We start from the raw sequence: 25,455 nt of genomic DNA, 5'->3' as shown, positions 1-25,455 counted from the left end.
GGAGGCACCTCATGTCCCAGTATCTGCTCTATCACAACCCACGCTGTTCTAAGTCGCGCCAAGCACTGGAGTTGTTACGTGAGCATGGCATTGAACCTGAGATCTGTGAATACCTGAAAACCCCACCCGATCTCAACACCCTACGCCAATTGATGCGGGCTTTAGGCATGGCTCCAAGCGAAGTTTTACGTCGTAAAGAAGTGGAGTTTGTGCAAGCAGGTTTAGATCAGGGTCCACTCGATGATGAGACCGTTCTGCACGCCTTAGCTCAATACCCCAAACTGCTGGAGCGCCCGATTTTGGTCAAAGATCAACAGGCGCGTATCGGTCGTCCACCGGAAGCGCTTCTAGAACTCTTGGAGCAGACGTCATGAATCCCCCTTACCTATTGGTGCTGTATTACAGTCATCAGGGTGCGACACAACAGATGGCCAAACAGATCGCTCGCGGTGCCGAACAAGCCGGCATCACCGCACGTTTACGTACCGTCCCGCGTGTCTCAGCCGAGTGTGAGGCCATAGCACCGAGCATCCCTGAGCAGGGTGCGCCCTATTGCACACTGGAAGATCTACGTGATTGTGCCGGTCTAGCTCTGGGCAGCCCTACGCGTTTTGGTAATATGGCAAGTGCGATGAAGTATTTTCTCGACTCCACCAGCAGCCTGTGGTTATCCGGTGCCTTAATTGGTAAACCTGCCGGTGTATTTACCTCCACCTCGAGCTTACATGGTGGTCAAGAGAGCACGCTTCTCAGTATGATGCTGCCCTTATTGCATCATGGCATGCTGATTTCAGGCCTCCCCTATTCGGCTCAGGAATTATTGACCACGACAAGCGGCGGCACGCCTTATGGTGCTTCGCATCTTGCCGGCGCAAACAGCCAACGCACCCTAGATGCTGACGAAATTGCCCTCTGCCAAGCCCAGGGTCGCCGCTTAGGTGAACTGGCCCTGATTTTATCTCGGAGTAGATCATGACCCTCGCTCAAAAAGCTAAACTCAGCCTACGTATCACTCAAGTGACCTACGCCGCCCTGCTCCTTCTTTTTACTCTTTGGTATCTGTGGCTGGCACCTGCCAAAAGCGAACACCCCTGGGTGATCTGGTTGGTACACCTTTTACCCCTACTCGGCTTTTTACGTGTCGTGATTAAAGGGGATGCACGAGGCCATGCCTGGCTCTGTTTCCTATTACTCTTTTATTTTTTAGGCGCCGTACTGGCCAGCCTGATGCCCCTGACACGCTGGCTGGGCCTGATCGAATCAGGACTGCTGATGCTGTTGTTCACCAGTGCCATGATGTTTGCGCGTTGGCAGAGTCAGCTGGATAGAGGTCTAAGCTAATGGCGGTGGCGGATTGGGTCTTCCATCAACTAAGCAAGACCTCTTTACAACAGGGCGCTGAGTTAAGGCTGCGTGAGCAAGCCTCAGATCCCGACTATGCACTGTCCATGCTGAGTGAGTTTAAACGTATCCAAGCCAGCCGCAGCGGACGCCAATTGGGTGGCTTGAATGCAGATGCAATGGCTGCGCGCGCCAGTTTGCAGCAGTGGCGCCAAGGCGAGATCCCCTTCCTGCGCCTGACTCAACTCCTCAGCCAGCAACTGGTATTGAAGCTGGATCAGAGCGAGGAAACCTTTATCGGCTATCTCTGCTATCTGCTGGAAACTCTGGAAAGCGGCGAACGTTTGTACCTTCTGCATCTACGCACCAGCGCGGGATTAAATCTAAATCAAAGCCTGGATCTGCAAGCAACGGATTATCTCGATTTAGGCGATACCGGATTCTTAATCTGCCTGGATCTCCAACGCTTCGAACGGGGTGATCTACCCTATCTCACGTTAAGTTTTGGGCGCAGTGAACGCGGATTAAAAAATCTGATTCAAGAATGGATTGGCTTTGCCGAAACCTTGGATAAACGCGCCGAAACCGAAAAGTTTCTAACCTGGGTCGATGATTATTGTGAAACGCTTCCGGTCGAGGAGGGCGAAAAACTGCGCGAAGAGGTGGTTGGATTTTGTGTGGAACGCGAACGCAGCGGGGAAGCCGTGGCCTATCCAGAACTGGCCGAAGAGGTTGACCCCGGCATCGTGCAATTCATTCAGCAGCAAGACAGCCAAAGCCAGAATCACCTACACCCTGATCGTAAAGCATTACGCCAATATTTGCGGCTGACCGGCCGCAGTCAAGATCTCTCGCTAAGTTTTGCCAGCAGTTCGCTGGGTAAAGGCATCGAGTTTGATCCCAGTCAGGAGGTGTTAATTATTCGCGAATTACCGAAAGGCTTACTACAACAGTTAAAAAAATTGCAGGTCTAATTTTAGAGGTGAACTATGAACATTTGCTCGCGTCAACATCGGTCTTTACCTCGCTTCTCCGGCTTAATGCTCAGTCTTTTACTCGGTTTCGGCCTACCCGCTCAGGCTGAAAACCTACCCTACTGGACGGGCGGCATTGGCTTGGAATCGCGTCAGGAAGCGCCGATGCACAATACTCGTGTCGAGTTTTTTGACAGTGATCGCGCTTACATTTCTGAAATTGAATTTGAAATCAGCAACACCTCGGGGGCTGTTTTAGTGCGCGGTGTGGCCGAGGGTCCTTGGTTGATTCTGGAGCTGCCTCAAGGTGAGTACCAGATTCGGGGCAAACGTCTGGAAAATGGTGATATCCAAGCCGCGCGCTTTCGTGTCAGCAGCGGTTCAGGACAGCAGATCATCCGCCTGCGTTATCCTAACCCCTAACCTCTCAACTCAAAGAAATGATCGCTGCGTACAGCGCTCAAGCTTTAAGGTGCACTCAGCCGCTGTAAATAACGCTCTCCGCCTAAGGCATTCATCTGACGCAGGATGAATGCCTGACGGCTACGCATATAGGCACTGGGCTGTCGCAGATCAAAACGTGCCGGCGAAGGCAAAACTGCCGCGATTAACGCCGCTTCCTGAGCGGTAATACTGGCAACGGGTTTCTGCAACAGATAATCGGCCGCCGCGCCGACACCATACTCTTGCTTACCCATCTGAGCGATATTCAGATACACCTCCAGAATCCGCTCCTTACTCCACATCCACTCCAGCAGAATCGCCAAGCCCCACTCCAGTACCTTACGCAGCCGACTGCGATCCCCCCAAAGAAACAGATTCTTGGCCACCTGTTGAGTAATCGTACTACCGCCACCGGAGCTACGCCCTTCTCGATAGGCTTGAATCGCTGCACGCGTCGCCTCGATATCGATACCAAAATGATCCGGAAAGTTTTGATCTTCTGATGCAATCACCGCTAAGCGCAAAGCCGGGGGGATCTCCTGCAAAGGCACCCAACGATAACGCACATAGTCGATCTCTTCAGAAAAAAAAGCGCGCACATTGTGTTGCAGCATGAACGCACTGCTGGGCACAGGTATCTGCCCTAATAGCCAGACCCAACCTAAAAAAAGTCCGAATAAGATCAGAGGTGTGAGCAGTAATCCACGCAAAAACTTTTTCAAAAACCTAACCCTAACTAAGACAAAACCCACTAGAGGTATTCGATTTAAATCAGTGTACACTAATGATATTAAAAACCTATTCTACCGGCGAAGGAGATCAAGATGGCGCAATTGTCATTTCAACTAGAGGGCTTAACCTGTGGCGGCTGTGTCAGTGCCGTGCGTAAAGCATTGGAGCAACAGAGTGATGTCGCGGTCATTGAACTGACTCAAACCCAGCTCAGTGTGGAAACCCCACACACCGCAGAAGAGATTATCACCTGGATTGCTGAAGCCGGCTTTGAGGCGATGGCTGTCTGAGGTTATAAGCCAAAATCTGATCCCCTAAGGAGTGATGCATGAGTACCCGAATCGCTTTACGTGGCATGCGCTGTGCCGCCTGTGTCAGTCGCGTGGAAGAAGCGCTCAGTCAAGTCTCAGGCGTCACCCAAGCACGGGTCAATCTGGCCGATCGCAGTGCCGATATTGAAGGCCACGCCCGCACCGAGGATTTACTCGCCGCAATAGAGGCCGCGGGTTTTGCCGCCACGCCTTTAGATGCTAACTATGGTGAAGCCGAGCAACTGGCAGAAGAAGCGGCTGCGCTGCGTTTGAGTGTGCGCCGTACCTGGGTTGCCTTACTCCTCGGCGCACCACAAATGCTCTTTATGCTGACGGGACACCTGCCGATGCCGGAAGAGGCTCGTCTGCTCTGGTTAGGGATTGGCCTGGCTACCTTGATAATGATGATCTACTCCGGTGGACATTTTTTTCAAGGTGCTTGGCGCGCACTCAAACAAAAACACGCCACGATGGATAGCCTGATCGCCCTAGGGACAGGCAGTGCCTGGCTCTACTCTACGTTAATTTTACTCTGGCCTGATCTGCTGCCACCCGAAGGGCGTCATGTTTATTATGAAGCAGCGGCGTTTATTATTGGTTTAGTGAACCTTGGGCATGTACTCGAGACGCGTGCGCGTGGACAAGCTTCACAGGCTATCCGTGCCCTACTCCAGTTACAACCGGATAGCGCCACTCTGATTCTGCCGAATGGCGAAGAAAAAAGTATGCGACTCGCCTCGATCCAACCTTCCGATCTTTTACGCGTCAAACCCGGTGAACGTATTCCTGTAGATGGAGAAGTCTTTGAGGGTGAAACGCTCGTGGATGAATCCATGCTGACCGGTGAACCTTTACCCGTGCACAAAAGCAAAGGCGATTGGCTCAGTGCCGGTACCGTCAATGGACAAGCGAGCATCAAACTACGTGTGCGCAAAGTGGGTGAAGAAACGGCGCTGGCCAAAATCATTGAGCAGGTGCGGCGCGCGCAAAGCGATAAACCGGCCATCGGTCGCCTCGCGGATCAAATCAGCCGAGTCTTTGTACCCAGTGTAGTGATGATTGCGTTGATCACCTACCTGATCTGGTGGTGGATCGGCCCAGAACCCTCCTCTGCCTATGCCTTTATCGCGGCGATGACCGTCTTGGTGATCGCTTGCCCTTGCGCACTGGGTTTAGCAACCCCTATGTCAATTATGGTGGGTATAGGGCGCGCCGCCAGCCGCGGTGTGTTAATTCGCAAAGGCGATGCCCTGCAAGAAGCCACACAACTTAATGTCCTGGTGTTAGATAAAACCGGCACGATCACGGAAGGTAAACCGCGACTCACTCACTTTATCCGCTTGCCTGCGGCTGAGCTGAGTGAAGATCAGCTACTGACTCAGATTGCCAGTTTAGAAAAGGCCTCGGAGCATCCTTTAGCTCAAGCCATAGTAGAAGAAGCACAAGCGCGACAACTACACCTCGTTGAAGTCGGCACGCCCAAGATTCTAGCCGGTAAAGGTCTGATCGATGAGATTCATGGCCAGACCTGGAGCTTAGGCAACGAGGCTTTAATGCAGCAGCAAGGCGTGCAGATCAGCCCAGCTGCTCGCCAGCAGATTAATCAGCTCTCCGACCAAGGACTGACGCTGGTAATGCTTGGTATTGAACACCATCTGGTTGCACTCTTGGGCATACAGGACCCGATTAAAGCCGACAGTGCTGCCGCTATTCAGCGCTTACAGCAAGCTGGATTACGTGTCCTGATGTTAACCGGAGATAGTGAGCGCAGTGCGCGTGCCGTCGCACGTCAAGTTGGGATCGATGAAGTCATTGCCGGTGTTCTACCCGATCAAAAAGCAGAGCAGATTCGGGCACTGCAAACACAGGGAGTCAAAGTGGGAATGGTCGGAGATGGTATCAACGATGCGCCGGCACTGGCACAAGCACATGTCGGTTTTGCCTTGGGTACGGGAACCGATATTGCGATGGAAAGTGCCGACATCACCCTGATGCGGGGTTCTTTACAAGGTGTCGCAGATGCTATGCAGATTTCACGTCTGACACTGCGCAACATCTACCAGAATCTATTCGGGGCGTTTATCTACAACTCCTTAGGCATTCCTTTGGCCGCAGGGGTGCTCTTTCCTTTGACCGGATGGCTGATGAACCCTGCATTTGCCGCCGCGGCGATGGCGATGTCTTCCGTCACCGTCGTGACCAATGCCAATCGCCTGCGCCGTATTCCCTTGCAAAAAACCGCTTAACACCCACCCATTCGGTGTCATGCGCTCCGCCCAAAGGTTTTGCCCAGTGCTGGACTTAACGGCGGAAGCGCTCCACCAGTTCATACAGATGCTCAGCCGTGACCTCCAATTGCTTGGAGCGCTCTGAAGACGCCATCCCTTTTTCCAGACTGCTGCTGGCGAGTTGGTTAATATTGCTGACCTGATGATTCACGCCATCCGAAACACTCGCCTGCTCTTCAATGGCTGCCGCCATCTGCACTGTCATACCGGCAATGCGTGAAATGGAATCAGCGATTTCACGCAGCATCTCTTCCGTTTTCTCCACTTCATGGGCACCACGCTCAGCTTCCTGTTCGCCCACACTGGCAACCTCTAAAGCACGTTCAGCCTTGGCCTGAAGATTGTTGACAATACTGTGAATTTGCTGCGTAGAATCGCGGGTACGTAACGCCAACTGACGCACTTCATCGGCAACCACTGCAAAACCTCGACCATGTTCACCGGCACGCGCTGATTCAATCGCCGCATTCAGAGCCAAAAGATTGGTCTGTTCCGCAATCTGTTCAATCAGAGCCGTCGTTCCAGCAATGGTGCGTGATTCTTCTGACAATTCAGCGACTGCGATCGCAATCATATTTACTCGCTGCTGCAATTGTTGAATCGCCGCGAGTGTGTCATGTGCGATCTGACTTCCCTGTTTAGCTAATTTATCCACCGAATCCGTACGTGAAGCCGTCTCCTGCACATGCCCGGAAACTTCATTAATCGTTGCGCTCATCTGATGCATGGCGGCGGCTACCTGTTCAGTTTCCACCTGCTGATCCTTAACGCCTTGAGAGGACTGCACAGACAAAACATGTGCCTCGGAAGCTTGAATCGCCACATCTTGCGCCGCGTGTTCCAAGCGAGTAATCACCGTGTTGAGATGCGCCGCATCACTGATGATCGCCATCTTCATCTTGCCAAATGAACCCGCTTCATCGGTGTACACCTTCATCGCTAAAGCATCCATAAAGGCGTGTGGCATGAGCTCGGCCAGCGCACTCATGCGCTGACGATAAAAGAGTCCCATCATGCCACTGCCGATTCCGGCTCCCAATAGCGCCCATAGCCAACCGGGCAAAGCGAGGCCTAGGCTGAGAGGTGCTGCTAAACCTGCCGCCAAAAACAGGCCTGCACCACTCCAAAGCACCCCAGTGGGTAAACGCCATTGTCGAGTAGACTGACCCGCAAGCACTTTTGCATAGAGATTTTCTGCACGCTCGACATCTTCACGCTTGGGTTTACGCCGTACCGACTCATAACCCACCACCTCGCCTTGTTGGAAAATCGGGGTGATGTAGGCATCCACCCAATAGTGATCACCATTTTTACAACGGTTTTTTACGATGCCCATCCAAGGACGGCCAGATTGAATGTAACTCCACATCGAAGCATAGGCTTCTTTTGGCATATCGGGGTGACGCACGATGTTATGTGGCTGCCCAAGCAACTCCTCACGCGAATAGCCGCTGATACGCACAAACTCTTCATTACAATAACGAATGATTCCACGTTTATCAGTTGAAGAGATAAGCTGTTGATCTTCAGCAAAAGTGCGCTCAACACCGGTGAGATGAGCAGACGCTTTCATACGCAGAGGCCCGATTCAGAAAAATAAGTAAGTATTAATGCTAATTGTAAGAAGCAGAGGCGGGAATGTACAGGAAGAGGCCTTAGAGAAGCATTCCTCTAAGGCCTTGAGCAAGCAGACTAAAGGATCAGTCTTGCTGCAATTGCAATACAGATAGGGTGCGCTGACGCACGGTTTTCAGCAACTCGGTATCCTCAACCAAAGATTGACCATAAGAGGGAATCATCTCTTTGATCTTAGCCTGCCAGGCTTCAGATTCCATACGATCTTTAAAGCAGCGTTCGATAATACTCAGCATCGCCTGCACAGCAGTGGACGCCCCAGGTGACGCACCCAGCAGAGCGGACAGAGTTCCATCGGCAGAGATGATCACCTCGGTACCAAACTCTAACTTGCCGCCCCCTTGTGGGTTCTTTTTGATGATCTGAACACGCTGCCCCGCAATCGACAGCTCCCAATCCTCTTCGCGCGCATCGGGGAAATAAGCACGTAAGGCTTTCACACGAGATTCATGTGACTGTAAGGATTCTGAAATCAAGTAGCGGGTTAAATCCATATTATTGGCACCCACCGACAACATCGGCCCGATATTCCCCAGGTTCACAGACTTGATTAAGTCCATGTAGGAGCCGTTTTTCAGGAATTTGGTGGTAAAGCCCGCAAAAGGTCCGAACAGCAAAGATTTCTTACCGTTCATAATACGAGTATCAAGATGCGGAACCGACATAGGAGGTGCGCCAATCGCCGCTTTGCCGTAAACCTTAGCGGCATGCTCTTCGACGATTTCAGGCTTGGTGCAGACCAACCACTGACCACTGACCGGGAAACCACCGTAGCCCTTACCCTCTTCAATGCCAGATTTCTGCAAGAGCGGCAAAGCGCCACCACCGGCTCCGAGGAAGACAAAGTCTGCAGTGATCGGGGTCACATGCTGATCGGCTTTATTTTTGACTTCGACCAACCAACGACCATCTGGTTGCTTTTTCAGGGCAGTGACATTGTGGCTGACCAAAAGATCAAAATCAGGCTGGTGCCCGAGATGCTCGACCATCAAGCGGCTCAAATCACCGAAGTTAACATCCGAACCATAGCTTACCCGTGTTGCGGCAACCGCTTCACCGGCTTTACGATTCTGCATCACCAGCGGCATCCAACCACGGATCACCTCGGGGTCTTCACTGTATTGCATATCCGCAAACATTGGATGCGCGCTCAGCAATTCATGACGCTTACGCAGGAATGCAACATTCTTCTCACCCCAAACAAAGCTACAATGCGGGGCGGTGTTGATGAAGTTTGTCGGCTCAGGCAGGGCTTTCTGCTCAACCAGATAAGACCAAAACTGCAAACTCAGCTCAAATGCCGAGTTGATCGCAAAGGCCTTGGTCGTATCGATACTGCCATCCGGCTTTTGCGGGGTATAGTTGAGTTCACAATAAGCAGCGTGTCCGGTACCGGCATTGTTCCAGCCATCGGTACTTTCTTGAGCAACATGATCCAAGCGCTCAACCATGATGATTTTCAGAGTGGGATCCAGCTGTTTAAGCAGCATCCCCAGGGTGGAGCTCATGGCACCTGCCCCTACTAGCAACACGTCTGCCGTTCTTGCGGTCATGTCGATCCTCACCATAACAAAATGAAAGTCAGAATTATAAAGATGGAGGGGCCGGTCGCAATTCATCTATAGTGGAATATGTCGACAATCTGCCCGCTTATAACCTCTTTATTTAAACTGCATCAGATGGGTTAATAAGCCCTGACTCGCAGCCTCAATTAAATCGACCACTTCATGAAAACCGCTATCCCCATCCGTGTAGTAAGGGTCGGGAACATGACGTCGCTGATTTGGATAGGCGTAGTCCAAAAACAATCTTAACTCGCCTTGGAAAGATTCAGGTGCCATCTGCTGCAGATCACGTAAATTGTCGCCATCCATCGCTAAAATAAAATCAAACTGGGAAAAATCCTCTTCTCTGACTTGGCGTGCGCGCAAGTGTTCTAAGTCATAACCACGACTCAAAGCCACCGCTCGACTGCGTGGATCAGGAGCCTTACCCTGATGCCAAGCGGCTGTGCCTGCTGAGTCGACTCTAACTTGATGCGCCAAAGGACTTTTCGCTAGGAGTGTTTCAAATACACCCTGTGCTGTTGGGGAACGACAGATATTGCCTAAGCAGACAAATAACACTGAAGCCGTGGTTTGTGACATGTTTTTTCCTACTTAAGTCGTTAAAAATCCTAGAGCAAACACTCCCCATGCAGACTCGACAGCCTGCAAGCAGAGTGCTAGTGTCCTGAAATGCATAACAATAACAAAGGTTTGGCATTTATGTCTTGCTTGTCTCGGCTCAGGTCAGGTGATGGCCTGAAACAACACCCTCTTTTTGTCATCGTCTTCTGTCAACTGCTGGGAACGTCACTCTGGTTTACGCCCAACGGGGTGGCTCATGCGCTTCAGCAAGAATGGCAACTGAGCCTTGGTATGCTGGGCAGCCTCACCGCGAGTGTCCAGTTAGGTTTTATTTGCGGTACGCTCGCGATCGCCTTAAGTGGCTTCGCGGATCGGTTTCGTGCCAGCCGTATCTTTGCCTGCAGCGCCTTAGTCGGCGCGCTGTGTAACCTCCTGTTTATTTTCGCTGGCGACAGTTTTGCTCTAGCTTTATTTTTGCGCTTTTTAACGGGTTTAGCCCTGGCTGGGATCTATCCCTTGGGCATGAAGTTGGTCGTCAGTTGGACCCCGCACAAAACCGGGCAGGCCCTGAGTTGGCTGGTGGCCATGCTCACACTGGGAACGGCTTCGCCTCATTTACTGCAAGGACTAGGACACGCCCTGCCCTGGAGCTGGGTTTTACTGAGCGCATCAATGCTCGCGGTGATCGCCGCTTGGCTAATTGCCTGTTTGGGTGAAGGTGAACACCTGCCTAAAGCCGCATTACGCAGATCCGGCTTGCCCGGATTTAAAACCTTTAAACTGAAACCTTTTCGCGCCGCCGCTCTTGCCTATTTTGGCCACTGCTGGGAGTTGTATGCCTTTTGGACACTTACCCCCATTTTTCTGGGTCAGTTGTTTCTCAATTCCGATCTAGTCTCGAGCGGGCTCTCTTGGCTGGCGTTTCTGATCATCGCCATAGGAGCTTTGGGCTGTGTGCTCGGGGGCAGATTAAGCCGTGAGTTTGGCAGCGCTCGCGTCGCTTGGTGGATGCTGGCCCTCTCCGCAAGTTGCTGCCTAATCTGGCCTTGGGTGAGTGATGCTGGCTGGCTGTTAGGTCTGCTCGTACTCTTGATTTGGGGATTTAGTGTCATCGCGGACTCTCCGCATTACTCAGCCTTGGCCGCCATCACCTGCCCACGTGAAGAGGTGGGCAGTGCACTGGCTTTGATGAACAGCATCGGCTTTTTAATGACCGTATTCTCCATCAGTCTGAGCACTCAGCTCTATCCAAGCCTACAGAGCTATATCAGCTGGCTCCTTTTGCCGGGCGCCCTCCTCGGCTTGCTGACGCTCAAACCTCTATTACAGAAGGATCCCACACATCCTCAAGCGTGAGAAAGCAGCACACCCTGGCCACTGGTCTAACTTTCTCTTTCTGCGATTTTAAGCAATACACGATCCAGAGCACGACTGCTGAGCAAGCGTTTAAGGCCACCTAAAAGATAAGTAGGTGTCGTCACGGCATAACGCACCTTCGGGCACGGCGCTTCTAAGGCATGAATTAAAGCCTTCACGACCGCCTCAGGCCCCAGTGTAAAAGGTGCCTGCTGCGCTGGATCTTGGTTGGCCAAACGCTTTTCCACGGCCGCATACACTGCCTCATGAGCGGAGCCCTGAGTGACAATATTGGCTTTTAATTTGGCATACGCATTATCCCGAAAACGACTGACAATCGGTCCCGGTTCAATTAGGGATACAAACACACCCGAGCCGTCCAACTCCAGACGCAGGGTATCTGTTAAACCCTCTAAAGCAAATTTTGAAGCATTGTAGGCACCACGATACTTCATCGCCACCAGCCCTAACACCGAGCTGTTTTGCACAATACGCCCATAGCCCTGACGGCGCATCACGGGTAGCACCCGAGTAGTCAGTTCATGCGTACCAAAGAGATTGGTTTCAAACTGCGCTCTGAGCACCTCTCGACTTAAATCCTCAACCGCACCCGGTTGGCCATAGGCCGCATTATTAAACAGTCCGTAGAGTTCCCCTTGTGTCTGCGACCATAACCAGTCTAAAGCCGCTTCGATCGAAGCAGAGTCATCTAAATCCAACAAATGGGCCGCAAAGCCTTGAGCTTGTAAACGCGCCACATCCTCAGGCTGACGCGCGGTTGTGAACACTTGATAACCACGTGCACGCATCTGCTGGGCGGCGGCCTCACCTATGCCACTTGAACAACCGGTGATCAATAATGTTTTGCTTTTACTCAAGTGAACCTCTCTTTAATGCAGAAAGCAGTGGCTGCCAAGCCTGTTTTTTGGCGGCAAAACTCAAGCTAGCATGCGCCGGACTGGTCGAGGGCAAACGGATCGCCTGCTCGATTCGACATTGAGGAACTAGCTTGCAGTAACGCTGATATTCTTGATAAGCACGCGTGCCATTACAGAAAACGGCCTGGATATTGGGATAAGACACTAAGAGCCCCGCCAAATCATTATACAGGCGTGTGGATTGACGTATGGCACTGTCAAGACTGCCTGGGCGCTCACAACTTTGTAAAACATCCCAGAGTCCAACCCCTTGCGCGCGTAACTGCTGTAGGCGTTCAGCATAGGGAGCCTGTGCTTCAAACCCCAACAAATCGGCCAGTATCGGCCAAAAAACATTGCGAGGATGCGCATAATACGCCTGAGCTTGCAAAGAGGCGACACCCGGCATACTGCCCAAAATCAACACCCTAGACGCCTCATCCACCCAAGGCGCAAAACTTTGCACCTGTGCCATCAGTTTCTATCCATCCCTTCTCGCTCGACCTTATGCTAGGCTAGGTACATTACCCTCAGATGGCATCAAAAAGAAGGACTTAGCATGACTCAGTTTGACCCTCAACAGATTCAGATTGGTATCAGCGCCTGCTTGCTCGGGGAGAAGGTTCGCTTTGACGCGGGCCACAAAACTTCAAACTACTGCCGTGATGAACTGTCACGCGTTTTTCACTATGTACCCGTCTGCCCGGAAATGGCGATCGGTATGGGCACACCGCGCAAAACCATCCGCCTGGTCGATCATCAAGGTGAGATTCGCCTAACAGCCACCGATAATAGTTTTGATGTCACCGATGCGATGCGTGAATATGCACTCGGAAAAAGCCAGCAACTGGACTTTCTCAGTGGTTATATTGTCTGCGCTAAATCACCGAGTTGTGGTATGGAAAGGGTCAAACTTTATGACGGTCAAAGTGGTTACAGCCGCAAAGCCGGAGTGGGTATCTACACACAAATACTGATGCAGCAACAACCGCTGTTGCCGATAGAAGAGGATGGACGCCTACATGATCTAGGCTTGCGCGAAAACTTTATCACCCGAGTGTTTGCTTATCATGATTGGAAATCACTGATCGCTCAAGGCCTAACCCGCAAAGCCTTAGTGCAGTTTCATACCCGCTATAAATTCTTACTTTTAGCGCACCATCAGGCGCACTATCGTCGTCTGGGTAAGATGATCGCGAATTTCAGTGAAGACCTAGAAGCCGATGCCAAGGCCTATATTCATCTGTTTATGGAGGCCTTGAGCCAACCGGCTACGCGCAAAAATCACACCAATGTTCTGCAGCATCTTCAAGGCTTTTTTTCCGATAAGCTCACCCCTAAACAAACACAAGAGCTCACCGAAGCGATTCATAAATACCGTGACGGACTCTTACCCCTATTGGTACCCATCACGCTGATTCGCCATTATTTGAATGAATTTGATGAGCCCTATGTGCAGGATCAGGTGTACTTAAATCCTCATCCTGAAGAGCTGCGCCTGCACTATGGGTATTGATGCGCTTGCGTACGCAGTGAGTTAAGTGCGCAGCGAAGTTAATTCCGCCGCAGGCAAGACTTTTAAATTCTGAAAGCCTGCGGCCTGTAGGTTCTGCACCTGCAGGCCACTCATGACACCCTGATCACAATAGAGCCAATATTCAAACTCAGCGTCTAACTGCGCAAACTCAGAGTGCAGTTTATAAAAAGGCAGACATTCAACAGGATAACGTATTGCAGGTAGAGGATTCGCTTCGACGTCTGCAGGGGCTCGAACATCTAAGACCACAATCGCTCGTTTATCTGTAGATTCTGCAGCTGAGTTAGAAGCGAACTCAGGCAGATCCGGTGCCAGCAAAACTTGGTCAATCTTCTGAATCACCGCACCACGCACAGCAGCCTCTAAACATGCAGGGTCTATTTTAGCCTCTTCCGCTTCCACCTCTTCTAGGCGTGCACGAATGGTCGGACGCTGACTGATCACTCCGCAGTATTCTGGAATCCGTGCCGACATCTCTGCGACACCTATGGCAAATGCTTGATCAATAATAGTTTGTTTATGTGTTGTGATCAGCGGACGCAAAACCAAGCGATCGATACAGCGATCAATCACCTGCAGATTCGTTAGGGTTTGACTGGACACCTGAGCGATCGCCTCACCTGTGACCAGCGCACCGATGCGTAAGCGTCGAGCGAGCTGATCGGCACAGTGCAACATCGCACGCTTTAACACCACGCCCATCTGGGCGTTATCGACCTGAGTCAGAATCTGCTCGACCACCGCTTCAAAAGGTACGGTAACAAACTTGACGCGATGGCTAGAGCCGTAACGCTGCCAGAGATGATGCGCCACCTCTTTCACCCCCTGCTCATGCGCTACGCCGCCTAAACGGAAGAAGATAAAGTGTGTACAGACCCCACGCTGCAACATTTGATAGGCCGCCACACAAGAATCAAAACCACCCGACATAAGCGTGGCCACCTGCTCTTGGGTACCCAGCGGATAACCGCCGATCCCCTCACGACGCGCGCCCACAATGAATACTCGCTGGTGATGCACCTGCAACATGACCGTTTCTTCAGGTTCTTTCAACTGCACCCGACTTGGGCCTGCATGCTTGAGCAAAAACGCCCCGATCTCACGCTCTAAGTCCAAGGAGGTAAATTCATGCACACCCGCACGCTGAACACGCACGGCAAAGGTTTTTCCTTGTAAACGCTGGCCAACACTTTCCAGTACGCGCTGGCACAGCGTCTGACGATCCGGCAACTCAAACTCTTGCGCTTGCATAAAATGATGAATGCCCGGAGTCGAAGCTAAAGCATCACTAATAGCTTGCTGTTTTTCCTCAGAAAGTTGCGCAGGCAACTCGACCTCCAACAGATCCCAGCAGCCTCCTATACGGGCTTCTTCACATAATCCTTTGACGATTAAGCGAATATTCTTTTTGAGCTGTTTGATCTGCTGCTGACGCACGGAACGGCTTTTTACCGTCATTTCAGGGAAAAAACGAATCAGGTATTTCATAGCGGGGATACGCGGGGCCTTGAGTTTAAAAGCCCCGCATTGTACAGGAAATGAGCAGCAAAAGAGAAATCGCTACGCAGATAGGCGCGATCTGGATCTCTTTGGCTAATAAATTTTTTCTAACGGCCTCACACCCTGGTCAGCCAAAAAGCGTGATAAACCTTGCATTGCACTGTCGCGCCATAAAAAACTGGTCACATGGCCACGCCAGGGTTGCCAGAAAAGCTCAGCCTCCACACCCGCCTGCGCCAAGGCTTGGTAAAAATCTTCCGCATGATCCGGCGGCACCAAACGATCCATACGACCATGAAACAGAAAAAAGGGCGGGGCTTCGGCATGCACATGCACTTGTGGGGAAGCAAGATGATAGGCCTCAGGCACTTGTCTACGCTTGCCTCCGAGAAAATCTTCGACTAAACGGCCCTCATCCCATTTACGCAGATCGCTCGGAATCCCACCGGCCACCACCAAATAGGGGCGTGTTTGCGGTCCCCCATAGGGTTGATCCAATGCTCCGCCTTGATCCGCCACCAAGGCCATCAGCGCCACCAGATGAGCGCCGGATGAAAAACCCATGGCTAAAATACGCTCCGGATCGGCTTGCCAAACATCTGCTTGCTGATGAATCCAGTGCATCGCTTGCTGCACATCTTGCAACTGTGCTGGAAAGCGATGTTCAGGGGCAAAACGATACGCGATATTGACCGTAATAAATCCCCTTTGCGCCCAATAACGTGCCAAAGGCCGCATATCTTCGGCGGATCGTCGCTGCCAGCCACCACCATGCACCAGCAACATAACCGGTAAGCCCGCAATCCTGGGATTGGGATGAATCACTTCCGCACTTAATGCTTCCGGCCAATCAGATGGTGTGTAAATTAAGGAGGATTGCTGCCAATGCTCAGCGGCAAAATGCTCAGAAGGCAACAGGAGCTTCGGCTCCATTGTGCTCAGATCACGAGATTTTGAAGTATGTGAAGAGTGTGCACAGCCCTGCAATCCGAACAAAGCCAATAAGATGTAGATCCAGCGCAGTCGTTTGAAAGACATGATCTCTGCCTGATATAAATGAATCAGGCAGAGTTACGCACCTTAGAACAGATCAGATCTTGCGATCAAGATCGCACTGGGCGATGACCGCGTGCCACTTCCCCTGAACGCTGACCATCACGATGGCCACTCGCAGGTTTACGACGACGCGCCCCCGAAGGCGATTTACGTCGAGCGGAAGGTTTCACCTCAGGCAAAAGATCGATTGGAATAAATTCCATCAACTCTTGCCGTTCAAAGGTTTGCCGCGTTAAACGCTCAATACCGCGCAACAGATCTGCCTCTTCGGCACACACCAGAGAGATAGCCTTACCCTGCGCGCCTGCGCGCCCGGTCCGACCGATACGGTGCACATAGTCTTCCGCGACATTAGGCAGTTCAAAATTGACGACCTGGGGCAACTGATCAATATCCAATCCACGTGCAGCAATATCCGTGGCCACCAGAACCTGCAACTCACCCGCCTTAAACTCTGCCAAGGCCCGAGTCCGCGCACCTTGGCTTTTATTGCCATGAATGGCCGCAGCGGGAATTTGCTGAGCTTGCAACTGTTGTGTCAGCTTATTCGCACCATGCTTGGTCTTGGTAAAAACCAACACCTGATGCCACTGCTGAGTTTTAATCAGGTGAATCAACACTTCGGCTTTGCGTTTCTTATCAACCACATAGATCGACTGCTCCACCGTGTTGGCCGTTGCATTGGCAGGTGTCACAGAGATTTCTTGCGGCTGATGCAGAAGCGTTTTCGCCAGGGCTCGGATCGGATCTGAAAAGGTCGCAGAAAACATCAGGGTTTGACGCTTCATCGGCAAGAGCGCAAGAATGCGGCGGATATCATGGATAAACCCCATGTCCAGCATACGATCCGCTTCATCCAACACCAGCATTTCTAACTGATTAAAACGCACCGCATTTTGCTTATGCAAATCCAGTAACCGCCCAGGGGTTGCCACCAAAATATCGGCCCCCCGACGCAACTGCATCATCTGCGGATTAATTTTAACGCCGCCAAACACCACTGCCGACTTTAACGGCAAGTGGCGTCCATAAATCGCTACACTTTCAGCCACCTGAGCCGCCAGCTCACGTGTCGGCGTCAAGACTAAGGCGCGGACTTGATTGGGCTTTACTGGTTCACCCTGCATCAAACGCTCTAATAAAGGCAGGGTAAAACCGGCCGTTTTTCCAGTACCTGTCTGGGCCGCCGCCATCAAATCCTGGCCGGACAAAACCAAAGGGATCGCCTGTTGTTGAATCGGCGAAGGCTGATCATACCCTTGCTCGGCAACGGCACTTAACAAGGGGGCCGACAAGCCCAGGGAAGCAAAACTCATGCAGTCATCTCTAAATACTTAAGGTCTCTGCTGACGAGCAACAGAATGAGAACGAAGCTTACCGGATTCACGGAGAGGGAGCACGCTAAATCACGAGCGCTCAGAGGCTGGCTCTGAGACTGACTCGGTGGCCGCGCTCAGAGCCAATCTCTGCCAGATCAGGCTTTTTTAACAAACTCAGATTTTAATTTCATCGGACCGATACCATCGATTTTACAGTCGATATCATGATCCCCTGAAACGAGGCGGATATTCTTGACCCGCGTTCCAACTTTCACGACTAAGGAGGAGCCCTTCACTTTTAGGTCCTTAATCACCGTGACCGTATCCCCATCTTGCAAAGGGTTCCCATTGGCATCTTTGATATTTAAGCCCTCATCCTCCGACACCCACTCTTGCGCCGACCACTCATGGCCACACTCTGGGCAGACAAGCAAGGCGCCATCTTCGTAGGTATATTCTGACTGACAGGCTGGACAAGGGGGCAATGGTGACATGTGGATTCCTTAAGGCTTAATAAAGTTGTTCACCCCCGTCATAGAGAGCGATTACTGCTCTTATGCCGCGCTTATGCACAGCCCCTATATGAAGGCAATGGGGCCTCTAGCATACCAAAAATCCGCTCTCACCGCCTCCAGACCAGACTTGCCGCCTAGCCAAGGGCCCAGTAGACTGCTTTTTTATTCCAAGAAAGGTAAGTAAGGAATGACCATTTGGGTCGATGCTGATGCCTGTCCCGTAGTCGTCAGAGAGATTTTATTTCGCGCCGCAGAGCGCACGCAGATCCCACTGACACTCATCGCCAATCAGTTTTTGCGTACCCCACACATCCCTTGGATCAATATGATTCAGGTGCACAGCGGTGCCGATGAGGCCGATAAGGAAATTGTACGTCGCGCTCAAGCCGATGACCTGGTTATCACCTCCGACCTGCCTCTGGCAAACGACGCCTTAAACAAGGGTGCTCAAGTCTTAACCCCACGCGGTGAGGCTTTGACTCACGAGACCATCCGAGCCCGCCTGAATATGCGTGATTTTCTTGAAACGCTAAGAGCCAGTGGTATGCACAGCGGAGGCCCCGCCAGCTTACAACCTGCCGATCGTAAACGTTTTGCCGATCAACTGGATCGCTGGATTACCCAAGCACAAAAGCGCTCAGCCCGCACGCTTACTCCTCCGCCTGCAAACTGCTAAGCGACTGACCCGCTTCATGTGCCAAGAGCGCCCGTTTACGTGACACCCCCCAACGATATCCAGACAAGGCCCCAGTCTGGCGAATGACACGATGGCAAGGGATGAAGAGCGCAAGGGGGTTGGCCGCACACGCGGCCGCCACCGCACGACTGGCGGTGGGTCGCGCAATCGATTGTGCTATCTGCTGATAACTTGCAGTCTGACCGACAGGAATCTGCTGTAAAGCCGACCACACTGCTTGCTGAAACTCACTGCCTTGAGGTGCCAGGGGTAAAGCGGATAGAACGCTTGGCGTTAAACTGTCTGCATTTTGCCAGTAAGCATCCAGCACCTGCCAGATCCTGGACCAGTCGTCAGTGCTCAGTGAAATAGCATGACTTGGAAAACGTTGCCGCAGAAGAGTGAGTGCTTCGTCGAGCTCATCCGCAAACAAAAGCGTTAAAAAACCTATCTCAATTCGAGCCAAGAGTAAAACACCCAAAGGACTTGGAGCATACTGAAACTCAATGTGTACTGATTTTTTTAACACTCGCCAGAGCCCATGTATTGAGATTTGAATAGAGTCAGCGGCTGACTGCATTGATTTCTGCTAAGCAAAAAAGAAGTAAATCCACAGCAGAATTAAACCCAAACCTAAACGATAGATGACAAAAGGCATCATTCCTATCTGTGCGATCCATTTCAAAAACAAATGAATGCAAGTCCAAGCACTTATTCCAGCCACCAGGGCCCCCACAATCAACATTTCCCAAGGCAAAATGCTCACACCGCTTTGTACACGCGCCCCCATCATCACACAAGCTCCGAAAGTCACAGGGATCGATAGGAGAAATGAAAAACGTGCCGCCGATGTTCGATCTAAGCCCAGCATCAGTGCCGCACTGATCGTCACACCGGAACGAGAGGTTCCAGGAATTAATGAGATGGCTTGTGCCAAACCTATCCACAAAGCATCTTTAAGACCTACATCCTGCAAAGAACGGTATTCCTGACGTCGCCAATCCGCCCACCCCATCAAAGCGCCAAAAATCAAGGTCGTGGATGCTATAATCAGGATAGACCGTCCCCAATGCTCGATCGCACTGACAAACAAAGCACCCGCCAGCACAGCAGGTAAAGTGCCAATAATGACCCACCAACTCAAGCGTCCTTCAGGACTTTGCTGTCCACGCAAACTGGCCAGCCAAGCATGAAACATGCACCAAAGATCTTGGCGGAAATAGATCACAACCGCCGCCAACGTACCCAAATGAACGCCTACATCAAACGCCAAACCCTGATCCGGCCAGGCTAAGAGTTGTGCAGGTAAAATCAAATGTGCCGAGCTAGAGATAGGTAAAAACTCAGAAAGCCCTTGGATCATGGCCAAAACCAAAGTCTGAATCCATTCACTAAAATTCATTATTGCCCACTTAAATATTAAACTAGAAATTAAGTACAAGCGCCTTAAGATTAAATGCGCTAGAAGATGATTAATATTTTATAACCGGGCTATAAAGTTTTTACAGCCCTCTTTAATCAACCCATCAGATCAATTGTGATTAATACAAAACACATATAAAAATCAAAAATAGCGCAAATTCTGACCGAAATTTTCTGGAATAAACTCTCTTTTTCCTTACAATGCGAAACGCACATGGAAAACAATGGAGTCTTGAAATCCCATGAATGTATTTGCAACTGATGCTAGTGCACGCCTGTATGAACATGCCAAATTTATGGGACAGCGTCATATCGCCCAGCTTTTTCAAGAAGATCCTAATAGATTTCAAAAACTTAGCTTTGAGCTGGATGAGCTTCTAGTCGATTTTGCAAAGCAACGCCTCTCCACCGAGACGCTCCAACATCTTTGCCAACTTGCTGAGGAAAAAGCACTCAAACGCTGGATTAAGCGACTGTTTAATGGCGAAAAAATCAACACTTCAGAGAACCGCCCGGCTTTACACACAGCCCTCAGAACACCGATTGATCAAAGCCTGCTGCTGGATGGAACAGATGTCATTCAGCAAGTTCATGAGAACCTTGATCGCATGTCTCGGCTCGTTGAGTGTATTCATTCTGAACAGTGGCTGGGGTGTACGGGCACCCCAATTAACACCTTAGTGAATATTGGGGTGGGCGGTTCTGACCTAGGCCCTTTTATGGCTTGTAAAGCACTCGGTGAATTCAGCTCTCCGGCCAGTGAAAAACTTGAAATTCACTTTGTGTCTTCGATGGATGGCAGCCATCTTTCCAGCTTACTTTCGAAACTGGATCCAACACGCACGCTTTTTGTGATTTCATCCAAATCCTTTACGACGATTGACACCCTAGCCAATGCTGAAACAGCACGTGAATGGCTCAAGCGCGCAGAGGTTCATGCTGAAATGGATGAATCCCTGATTATCAAACGTCATTTCATCGGCGTTTCAGCCAGCCCCCAGCGTATGGTCGATTGGGGCATCCCAGAATCCAATCACTTATATTTCTGGGAGTGGACAGGCGGACGTTATTCCATGTGGTCGACGATAGGCCTACCCATCGCACTGCGTATCGGCATGGAAGGTTTTCGTGACATGCTTGCGGGCGCTCATGTCATGGACTGCCACTTTCGTGACACCCCTTTTACCGAAAATCTTCCGGTACTTTTAGCTCTGGTTGGGATCTGGAATATTAACTTTCTCAATATTACTGCACACGCCATCCTGCCTTATGATGGACGACTCAGCCACCTCCCCAGCTATCTAGAACAGTTGGAAATGGAGAGTAACGGTAAAAGCACCACACGCCATAATGACCAAGTCAATTATCACACCTGCCCCATTCTCTGGGGAGAAATCGGCACCAATGCACAACACGCCTTTTATCAACTTCTCCACCAAGGCACGGTTCCGGTAATGTGTGACTTCATTACCAGCGCGAAACGCTACGAAGCACCTGGCCATGAAGAGCTGAAACACCAACATCAGCTCAATTTGTCGAACTGTCTAGCTCAATCACAGATTCTTGCTCTAGGCGACACCGTGATTAAAGACGCGGATCAAGCACCCGCTTATAAACGCTATCGCGGCAACCAGCCATGTACCACCCTATTGATGCAGCGTTTAAGCCCTTATACATTTGGGATGTTAATCGCATTGTACGAGCACAAAGTCTTTGTACAATCTGTAATCTGGGACATTAATCCTTTTGATCAATGGGGTGTTGAACTAGGTAAAACCATCGCAACCGGGCTTTTACCAGCACTCACTCAGGAACAAGCTTGCGAAGCATTAGATAGCTCCACCCTAGGATTGATCAGACACATCAATCGCTAACCAATACCCTCAAAAAACCACTAGATCTAACTCGGGAGCGTGTGATGCATATTGCGATATGGGGAAATGAACTGATTGCCTGGACCGCCGCGGCGGCCTTTGCCGAATACGGGAATCAGATACATATCAACTCAGATGCCCAAATCCCACGCTCGCTTAGCCAGCAGTCTGAACAAAATAACGTTCTCTTTAATGAGCCTGGATTGCTGCACAAAGTCAAACAGCACTACGATCAAGGCCAGCTTCTCTGCGGCCAACTGGATGAAGCCTTAGCCTGTCCTATCCAAATTATTGCACTGGCACCGGACAAACTTGAACTGGCTCAACAGCTACTCGGCCTCGCAGCAGAGCGAGTCCCTTTTTCACTTTTAGTGATTAATTACGCTACTTTTGGCCTAGGCGCTACGGATCAGTTAAACACCCTCTTAGATATCAAACGCGACCAGGTCATTGCTTATATTCCTGACAACTTATCCGAAGGTAACGCCTATGAGCGCTTCACCCAAACCGACACACTCGTCATCGGCTGCCAATCCAGCAAAGGCATTCAGTTGATACAAGCCTTGTATAAGCCTTTTTCAAGACATCTTAATCAACTCTTGCCAGTGAAAACACACGAAGCCGAATTCATGAAATTTGCCAGTAACGGCATGCTAGCGTTACGCCTTGGCTATATCAACGAACTGGCAAACCTGGCCGATCAACTGGATATTGATATCGATACTATTTTGGCAGGCCTCGGCAGTGATCCACGTATCGGCAAGCACTACCTGTCACCCGGATGCGGCTTTGGCGGCTCATACTTTTCTAAAACAATTGAAAGCATGGCCGAACTCCTTAAGACCAATCGCAACTCCATCATTCTCAACACTCTAATAGAAGAAAATGAGAAGCAGAAGACACGCCCTTTTCGTAAATTATGGCAGCATTACAAGACAGACGTCGCGGGTAAAAAAATTGCTGTCTGGGGTCTATCTTTTAAGCCTAATACCGCCAGCATTCAGAACGCGCCTAGCTTAAACGTCGTCAAAACTTTGCTGGCACAAGGATGCGAAGTGCATGCTCATGACCCTCAAGCCATTCTGAACTTTAGCCAGGAATTTCCGGCCAATGGGCAAATTGTGTATCACGAAAAAGCGTTAGACGCACTCCAAGAGGCTGACGCCTTACTCATTCTAACGGAGTGGAATGAATACTGGTCACCCGATTACGCAAAAATGCTCAAACTCATGAAACAACCGGTCATTATTGACGGTCGAAATATCCTTGAAAAAACGCTCTTGCGCGATTTAGGCTTTACGTATTATGGGATGGGGCGTTAAAAAACTTGCACATCCAGATCGCAACTCGATAGACAGCCCCTAAAACGGTCGTCTATCGAATCTCTAAAACTTGTTGATTAAGTGCTCTACACCGCTATCAATCAACTTTAACAGCTCATTTTCTTTCAAGGGTGGAGCAAACATGTATCCTTGAACGAGGTCACAACCCATGCTGGATAACCAATCCAACTGCTCCGACTGCTCAACCCCTTCCGCCACCGTTGAAAAGCCAAAATGACGCGCCATATCAATCACCGTACCCGTAAGCTTTTGATCTTGAATACTGCTTTGTAATTCATGAATAAAAGCACGGTCTATTTTCAGCACAGAAATCGGTAAGGTTTTTAAATAAGCTAAGGATGAATAACCCGTACCAAAGTCATCGATCCCTACTTTGAAACCATACTGAATCAATCTTCTTAACTGCTTAAGAGCCAACTCCATATCTTGCATTAGACCTGATTCTGTGACCTCCAGCTCTAAACAGCAAGGCGGCACCCCACTGTCCGAGACCATATCCAACAGAGTTTGAGCAAAGTCCGCTTGCATCAATTGTAGAGGAGAAACATTGACCGCTAGAGAGAAATCATCATCCACCTGGTGCAAAGCTCTCCATCTTTTCAGCGCCACGAGTGCTTCAAGAATGACCCAACGGCCGATCGATAGAATCTCACCACTCGCCTCGGCCAGCGGAATAAACTCAACCGGGGACACCTTGCCATAGATCGAGTTTTCCCAACGCAATAATGCTTCCGCACCCACAATCCGATTCGTCTTAATATCAACTTTTGGCTGATACACCAGGAATAGCTCACCCCGCTGTAAAGCACCACGTAAAGCGGTACGCATGCCCGAACGACGTTTTAAGGATTGATCAATTGTGTCGTTGTATTCTTGCCACTGGCCATCACGCACGGGCAGCGCCAAAGCAGCCATGCGAACCAATTGCTCCGGCGCTAATTCTTGATGATCAAAACTGATACCTACTCGGGCCGAAAGATGCAGCCGCATCTGATCAATGTAAAAAGGCGCCTCAAACGCCTCTAACACTTTTTGCGCCAACACCCCTCGTGTCGGTGCATCCAGCACAGATTGACAAATCAACACCCACTCAGTGCTATTCCAAATGCCTAACAAAGAATGTTGACACAGGGATGAAATCCCAACCTCCAGCATTTCATCTAAACGTATCACCAAAGCACGCACAAGTTGATCCGCAACAGCAAAACCCTGCACGCGCGCAATTTCATCCAAACCCTCAAGGGCGATAAAATAAATCGTAATATCGTCTCGATTCTTATGATTGAAGTCGAGTGCTTCTAAGAGAGCACTTCGATTAGGCAAACCCGTAAGGGGTTCCATACGTGATTGAGATGACAGCTCAAGCGTGCGCTTACGCACTAAGGCCTCAAGTGACTCAGCACGTTCGCGTTGCTCATTTATGAGTAATTGCAAATGCAAAATATTCTGTATGCGCTGCGCGACTTCCAGCTGATCAAAGGGTTTGGTTAAAAAATCACGCGCCCCTAAGCGCAGAGCCTCATAACGTGTTGAATCATCAAGATGAGCCGTTAAGAGGATAATAGCCGGTAAAGCACCCGCTAGTTGATTAAGTTGTTTGAGTACCTCGATACCACTGAGGTAAGGCATCCGCACATCCAGTAAAATCAGATCCGGCCGCCGCACACTGACACGATCGAAGACTTGGCGCGAATCCGTAAGCCCCTGTAAGCAGCGATAACCTTCCTCTTCAAGAAAGTGGATCAACTCTTCTACGTTCTCTGGGAGATCATCCACTATCAGAATATCTGCTGCATAAATCTGCTTAGACTCATTTGTCATGAAAAAACTTCCTAGTTTGTCTATCTCTAGAACATACCACAGAATGATATAACTATTAACTACTAATTAGTATATACATAGTGTTTGATAAAATCTGAAATAATCAAATCAAAATCAAACACATGTTTATAAAAAAAGCCATCTCATTAAAAAATATAAATAAAATTTCTGCACGCTTAATGACTATATAATAGTAAATAGTGAAAAGGAAAAAGCAGAAATTATATATTTTATTTATCTCTCTCTTTGCTAGACTTGTTTAAAA

Annotated in this window: 25 protein-coding genes; 12 read left to right on the top strand and 13 right to left on the bottom strand. The window is 50.3% G+C overall.

Annotated elements, in window-relative coordinates:
- Positions 1-11: 11 nt before the first annotated feature.
- From arsC to E1H14_RS03665, 5 genes are read left to right on the top strand one after another with little or no spacing between them, the layout of a single operon-like run.
- Positions 12-374 (top strand): arsenate reductase (glutaredoxin), encoded by a 363-nt coding sequence (gene arsC / locus E1H14_RS03685; RefSeq protein ID WP_149390103.1) that lies wholly within the window; start codon positions 12-14, stop codon positions 372-374.
- Positions 371-976 (top strand): NAD(P)H:quinone oxidoreductase, encoded by a 606-nt coding sequence (wrbA, locus tag E1H14_RS03680; RefSeq protein ID WP_149390102.1) that lies wholly within the window; start codon positions 371-373, stop codon positions 974-976. The genes arsC and wrbA overlap by 4 nt, the downstream gene beginning before the upstream one ends.
- Positions 973-1,341 (top strand): DUF2069 domain-containing protein, encoded by a 369-nt coding sequence (locus E1H14_RS03675; protein WP_149390101.1) that lies wholly within the window; start codon positions 973-975, stop codon positions 1,339-1,341. Before wrbA ends, E1H14_RS03675 begins: the two co-directional genes overlap by 4 nt.
- Positions 1,341-2,315, top strand: coding sequence for a nucleoid-associated protein (locus tag E1H14_RS03670; RefSeq protein WP_149390100.1), 975 nt, complete (start codon positions 1,341-1,343; stop codon positions 2,313-2,315). The genes E1H14_RS03675 and E1H14_RS03670 overlap by 1 nt, the downstream gene beginning before the upstream one ends.
- Positions 2,316-2,330: 15 nt before the next feature.
- Positions 2,331-2,738, top strand: a complete 408-nt coding sequence (locus tag E1H14_RS03665; protein WP_149390099.1) for a hypothetical protein — start codon at positions 2,331-2,333, stop codon at positions 2,736-2,738.
- Between the two features lie 44 nt (positions 2,739-2,782).
- Here the strand turns inward: E1H14_RS03665 and mtgA are convergent, their stop codons facing one another.
- On the bottom strand, positions 2,783-3,481 hold the full coding sequence (gene mtgA / locus E1H14_RS03660; protein ID WP_200834023.1) for a monofunctional biosynthetic peptidoglycan transglycosylase: 699 nt from the start codon (positions 3,479-3,481) through the stop codon (positions 2,783-2,785).
- 102 nt (positions 3,482-3,583) lie between these two features.
- Here mtgA and E1H14_RS13145 point away from each other — a divergent pair, with 102 nt between their 5' ends.
- Both E1H14_RS13145 and E1H14_RS03655 read left to right on the top strand, forming a co-directional pair.
- On the top strand, positions 3,584-3,781 hold the full coding sequence (locus E1H14_RS13145) for a cation transporter (RefSeq protein ID WP_200834022.1): 198 nt from the start codon (positions 3,584-3,586) through the stop codon (positions 3,779-3,781).
- 38 nt (positions 3,782-3,819) lie between these two features.
- On the top strand, positions 3,820-6,048 hold the full coding sequence (locus tag E1H14_RS03655) for a heavy metal translocating P-type ATPase (RefSeq protein WP_200834021.1): 2,229 nt from the start codon (positions 3,820-3,822) through the stop codon (positions 6,046-6,048).
- Positions 6,049-6,103: 55 nt separating this feature from the next.
- Here the strand turns inward: E1H14_RS03655 and E1H14_RS03650 are convergent, their stop codons facing one another.
- From E1H14_RS03650 to E1H14_RS03640, 3 genes are all read right to left on the bottom strand, one after another.
- A complete protein-coding gene (locus E1H14_RS03650; protein WP_149390098.1) occupies positions 6,104-7,663 on the bottom strand; it encodes a methyl-accepting chemotaxis protein in 1,560 nt (519 codons plus the stop codon).
- 127 nt (positions 7,664-7,790) lie between these two features.
- A complete protein-coding gene (gene mqo / locus E1H14_RS03645; RefSeq protein ID WP_149390097.1) occupies positions 7,791-9,278 on the bottom strand; it encodes a malate dehydrogenase (quinone) in 1,488 nt (495 codons plus the stop codon).
- A 108-nt stretch (positions 9,279-9,386) separates the two neighbouring features.
- Positions 9,387-9,872 carry a low molecular weight protein-tyrosine-phosphatase gene (locus E1H14_RS03640; RefSeq protein ID WP_149390096.1) on the bottom strand — a complete coding sequence of 162 codons (486 nt, stop codon included), beginning with the start codon at positions 9,870-9,872 and terminating at the stop codon, positions 9,387-9,389.
- A gap of 90 nt (positions 9,873-9,962) precedes the next feature.
- Between E1H14_RS03640 and E1H14_RS03635 the strand changes: the two genes are divergently transcribed.
- On the top strand, positions 9,963-11,210 hold the full coding sequence (locus E1H14_RS03635; RefSeq protein WP_235017374.1) for an MFS transporter: 1,248 nt from the start codon (positions 9,963-9,965) through the stop codon (positions 11,208-11,210).
- Between the two features lie 26 nt (positions 11,211-11,236).
- On the opposite strand, the gene E1H14_RS03630 is transcribed toward E1H14_RS03635, so the two are convergent.
- Positions 11,237-12,088: an SDR family NAD(P)-dependent oxidoreductase gene (locus E1H14_RS03630; RefSeq protein ID WP_149390095.1), complete on the bottom strand. Its 852-nt coding sequence runs from the start codon at positions 12,086-12,088 to the stop codon at positions 11,237-11,239.
- Positions 12,081-12,602: a DNA-deoxyinosine glycosylase gene (locus E1H14_RS03625; protein ID WP_149390094.1), complete on the bottom strand. Its 522-nt coding sequence runs from the start codon at positions 12,600-12,602 to the stop codon at positions 12,081-12,083. Before E1H14_RS03625 ends, E1H14_RS03630 begins: the two co-directional genes overlap by 8 nt.
- A gap of 84 nt (positions 12,603-12,686) precedes the next feature.
- On the opposite strand from E1H14_RS03625, the gene E1H14_RS03620 reads away from it, so the two are divergent.
- Positions 12,687-13,643, top strand: a complete 957-nt coding sequence (locus E1H14_RS03620; RefSeq protein ID WP_149390093.1) for a YbgA family protein — start codon at positions 12,687-12,689, stop codon at positions 13,641-13,643.
- Between the two features lie 21 nt (positions 13,644-13,664).
- Here the strand turns inward: E1H14_RS03620 and thiI are convergent, their stop codons facing one another.
- The 4 genes from thiI to E1H14_RS03600 all read right to left on the bottom strand — a co-directional run bounded on the left by thiI (position 13,665) and on the right by E1H14_RS03600 (position 18,033).
- A complete protein-coding gene (gene thiI / locus E1H14_RS03615; RefSeq protein WP_149390092.1) occupies positions 13,665-15,152 on the bottom strand; it encodes a tRNA uracil 4-sulfurtransferase ThiI in 1,488 nt (495 codons plus the stop codon).
- Between the two features lie 105 nt (positions 15,153-15,257).
- Positions 15,258-16,202, bottom strand: coding sequence for an alpha/beta hydrolase (locus E1H14_RS03610; RefSeq protein WP_149390091.1), 945 nt, complete (start codon positions 16,200-16,202; stop codon positions 15,258-15,260).
- A 65-nt stretch (positions 16,203-16,267) separates the two neighbouring features.
- The gene (locus E1H14_RS03605) at positions 16,268-17,536 is read right to left on the bottom strand and encodes a DEAD/DEAH box helicase (RefSeq protein ID WP_149390090.1); all 1,269 of its coding nucleotides are present in this window, start codon (positions 17,534-17,536) and stop codon (positions 16,268-16,270) included.
- 158 nt (positions 17,537-17,694) lie between these two features.
- Complete coding sequence (locus tag E1H14_RS03600) at positions 17,695-18,033, bottom strand: zinc ribbon domain-containing protein YjdM (protein WP_149390089.1); 339 nt, start codon at positions 18,031-18,033, stop codon at positions 17,695-17,697.
- Between the two features lie 208 nt (positions 18,034-18,241).
- On the opposite strand from E1H14_RS03600, the gene E1H14_RS03595 reads away from it, so the two are divergent.
- A complete protein-coding gene (locus E1H14_RS03595; RefSeq protein ID WP_149390088.1) occupies positions 18,242-18,730 on the top strand; it encodes a YaiI/YqxD family protein in 489 nt (162 codons plus the stop codon).
- On the opposite strand, the gene E1H14_RS03590 is transcribed toward E1H14_RS03595, so the two are convergent.
- Both E1H14_RS03590 and E1H14_RS03585 read right to left on the bottom strand, forming a co-directional pair.
- Positions 18,705-19,259 carry a methylated-DNA--[protein]-cysteine S-methyltransferase gene (locus E1H14_RS03590; protein WP_235017373.1) on the bottom strand — a complete coding sequence of 185 codons (555 nt, stop codon included), beginning with the start codon at positions 19,257-19,259 and terminating at the stop codon, positions 18,705-18,707. The genes E1H14_RS03595 and E1H14_RS03590 overlap by 26 nt on opposite strands.
- A 60-nt stretch (positions 19,260-19,319) precedes the next feature.
- Positions 19,320-20,132: an undecaprenyl-diphosphate phosphatase gene (locus tag E1H14_RS03585; protein WP_149390086.1), complete on the bottom strand. Its 813-nt coding sequence runs from the start codon at positions 20,130-20,132 to the stop codon at positions 19,320-19,322.
- A gap of 262 nt (positions 20,133-20,394) precedes the next feature.
- On the opposite strand from E1H14_RS03585, the gene pgi reads away from it, so the two are divergent.
- Both pgi and E1H14_RS03575 read left to right on the top strand, forming a co-directional pair.
- Entirely contained in the window at positions 20,395-22,026 is a 1,632-nt protein-coding gene (gene pgi / locus E1H14_RS03580; protein WP_149390085.1) for a glucose-6-phosphate isomerase, read from the top strand.
- A gap of 44 nt (positions 22,027-22,070) precedes the next feature.
- Positions 22,071-23,348, top strand: a complete 1,278-nt coding sequence (locus tag E1H14_RS03575; RefSeq protein ID WP_149390084.1) for a nucleotide sugar dehydrogenase — start codon at positions 22,071-22,073, stop codon at positions 23,346-23,348.
- 63 nt (positions 23,349-23,411) lie between these two features.
- Here the strand turns inward: E1H14_RS03575 and E1H14_RS03570 are convergent, their stop codons facing one another.
- Positions 23,412-25,190: a putative bifunctional diguanylate cyclase/phosphodiesterase gene (locus tag E1H14_RS03570; RefSeq protein ID WP_149390083.1), complete on the bottom strand. Its 1,779-nt coding sequence runs from the start codon at positions 25,188-25,190 to the stop codon at positions 23,412-23,414.
- Between the last annotated feature and the right edge of the window lie 265 nt (positions 25,191-25,455).

The organism is Nitrincola tapanii (assembly GCF_008368715.1).
In the GTDB taxonomy this organism is placed as follows: Bacteria; Pseudomonadota; Gammaproteobacteria; order Pseudomonadales; family Balneatricaceae; genus Nitrincola; species Nitrincola tapanii.
The sequence above is the reverse complement of the archived record's forward strand: the minus strand, read 5'-3'. Positions and strand labels throughout refer to the sequence as shown.

Excerpts from the sequence above, each read along its gene's own strand:
- E1H14_RS03605 (WP_149390090.1), bottom strand. The coding sequence starts at position 17,536 with ATGAGTTTTGCTTCCCTGGGCTTGTCGGCCCCCTTGTTAAGTGCCGTT.
- E1H14_RS03650 (WP_149390098.1), bottom strand. The coding sequence starts at position 7,663 with ATGAAAGCGTCTGCTCATCTCACCGGTGTTGAGCGCACTTTTGCTGAA.
- pgi (WP_149390085.1), top strand. The coding sequence starts at position 20,395 with ATGAATGTATTTGCAACTGATGCTAGTGCACGCCTGTATGAACATGCC.
- mqo (WP_149390097.1), bottom strand. The coding sequence starts at position 9,278 with ATGACCGCAAGAACGGCAGACGTGTTGCTAGTAGGGGCAGGTGCCATG.
- E1H14_RS03620 (WP_149390093.1), top strand. The coding sequence starts at position 12,687 with ATGACTCAGTTTGACCCTCAACAGATTCAGATTGGTATCAGCGCCTGC.
- E1H14_RS03635 (WP_235017374.1), top strand. The coding sequence starts at position 9,963 with ATGCATAACAATAACAAAGGTTTGGCATTTATGTCTTGCTTGTCTCGG.
- E1H14_RS03640 (WP_149390096.1), bottom strand. The coding sequence starts at position 9,872 with ATGTCACAAACCACGGCTTCAGTGTTATTTGTCTGCTTAGGCAATATC.
- E1H14_RS03610 (WP_149390091.1), bottom strand. The coding sequence starts at position 16,202 with ATGTCTTTCAAACGACTGCGCTGGATCTACATCTTATTGGCTTTGTTC.
- arsC (WP_149390103.1), top strand. The coding sequence starts at position 12 with ATGTCCCAGTATCTGCTCTATCACAACCCACGCTGTTCTAAGTCGCGC.
- E1H14_RS03670 (WP_149390100.1), top strand. The coding sequence starts at position 1,341 with ATGGCGGTGGCGGATTGGGTCTTCCATCAACTAAGCAAGACCTCTTTA.
- E1H14_RS03570 (WP_149390083.1), bottom strand. The coding sequence starts at position 25,190 with ATGACAAATGAGTCTAAGCAGATTTATGCAGCAGATATTCTGATAGTG.
- E1H14_RS03655 (WP_200834021.1), top strand. The coding sequence starts at position 3,820 with ATGAGTACCCGAATCGCTTTACGTGGCATGCGCTGTGCCGCCTGTGTC.
- E1H14_RS03675 (WP_149390101.1), top strand. The coding sequence starts at position 973 with ATGACCCTCGCTCAAAAAGCTAAACTCAGCCTACGTATCACTCAAGTG.
- E1H14_RS03595 (WP_149390088.1), top strand. The coding sequence starts at position 18,242 with ATGACCATTTGGGTCGATGCTGATGCCTGTCCCGTAGTCGTCAGAGAG.
- E1H14_RS03585 (WP_149390086.1), bottom strand. The coding sequence starts at position 20,132 with ATGAATTTTAGTGAATGGATTCAGACTTTGGTTTTGGCCATGATCCAA.
- thiI (WP_149390092.1), bottom strand. The coding sequence starts at position 15,152 with ATGAAATACCTGATTCGTTTTTTCCCTGAAATGACGGTAAAAAGCCGT.
- E1H14_RS03625 (WP_149390094.1), bottom strand. The coding sequence starts at position 12,602 with ATGGCACAGGTGCAAAGTTTTGCGCCTTGGGTGGATGAGGCGTCTAGG.
- E1H14_RS03575 (WP_149390084.1), top strand. The coding sequence starts at position 22,071 with ATGCATATTGCGATATGGGGAAATGAACTGATTGCCTGGACCGCCGCG.
- E1H14_RS13145 (WP_200834022.1), top strand. The coding sequence starts at position 3,584 with ATGGCGCAATTGTCATTTCAACTAGAGGGCTTAACCTGTGGCGGCTGT.
- E1H14_RS03600 (WP_149390089.1), bottom strand. The coding sequence starts at position 18,033 with ATGTCACCATTGCCCCCTTGTCCAGCCTGTCAGTCAGAATATACCTAC.
- E1H14_RS03665 (WP_149390099.1), top strand. The coding sequence starts at position 2,331 with ATGAACATTTGCTCGCGTCAACATCGGTCTTTACCTCGCTTCTCCGGC.
- wrbA (WP_149390102.1), top strand. The coding sequence starts at position 371 with ATGAATCCCCCTTACCTATTGGTGCTGTATTACAGTCATCAGGGTGCG.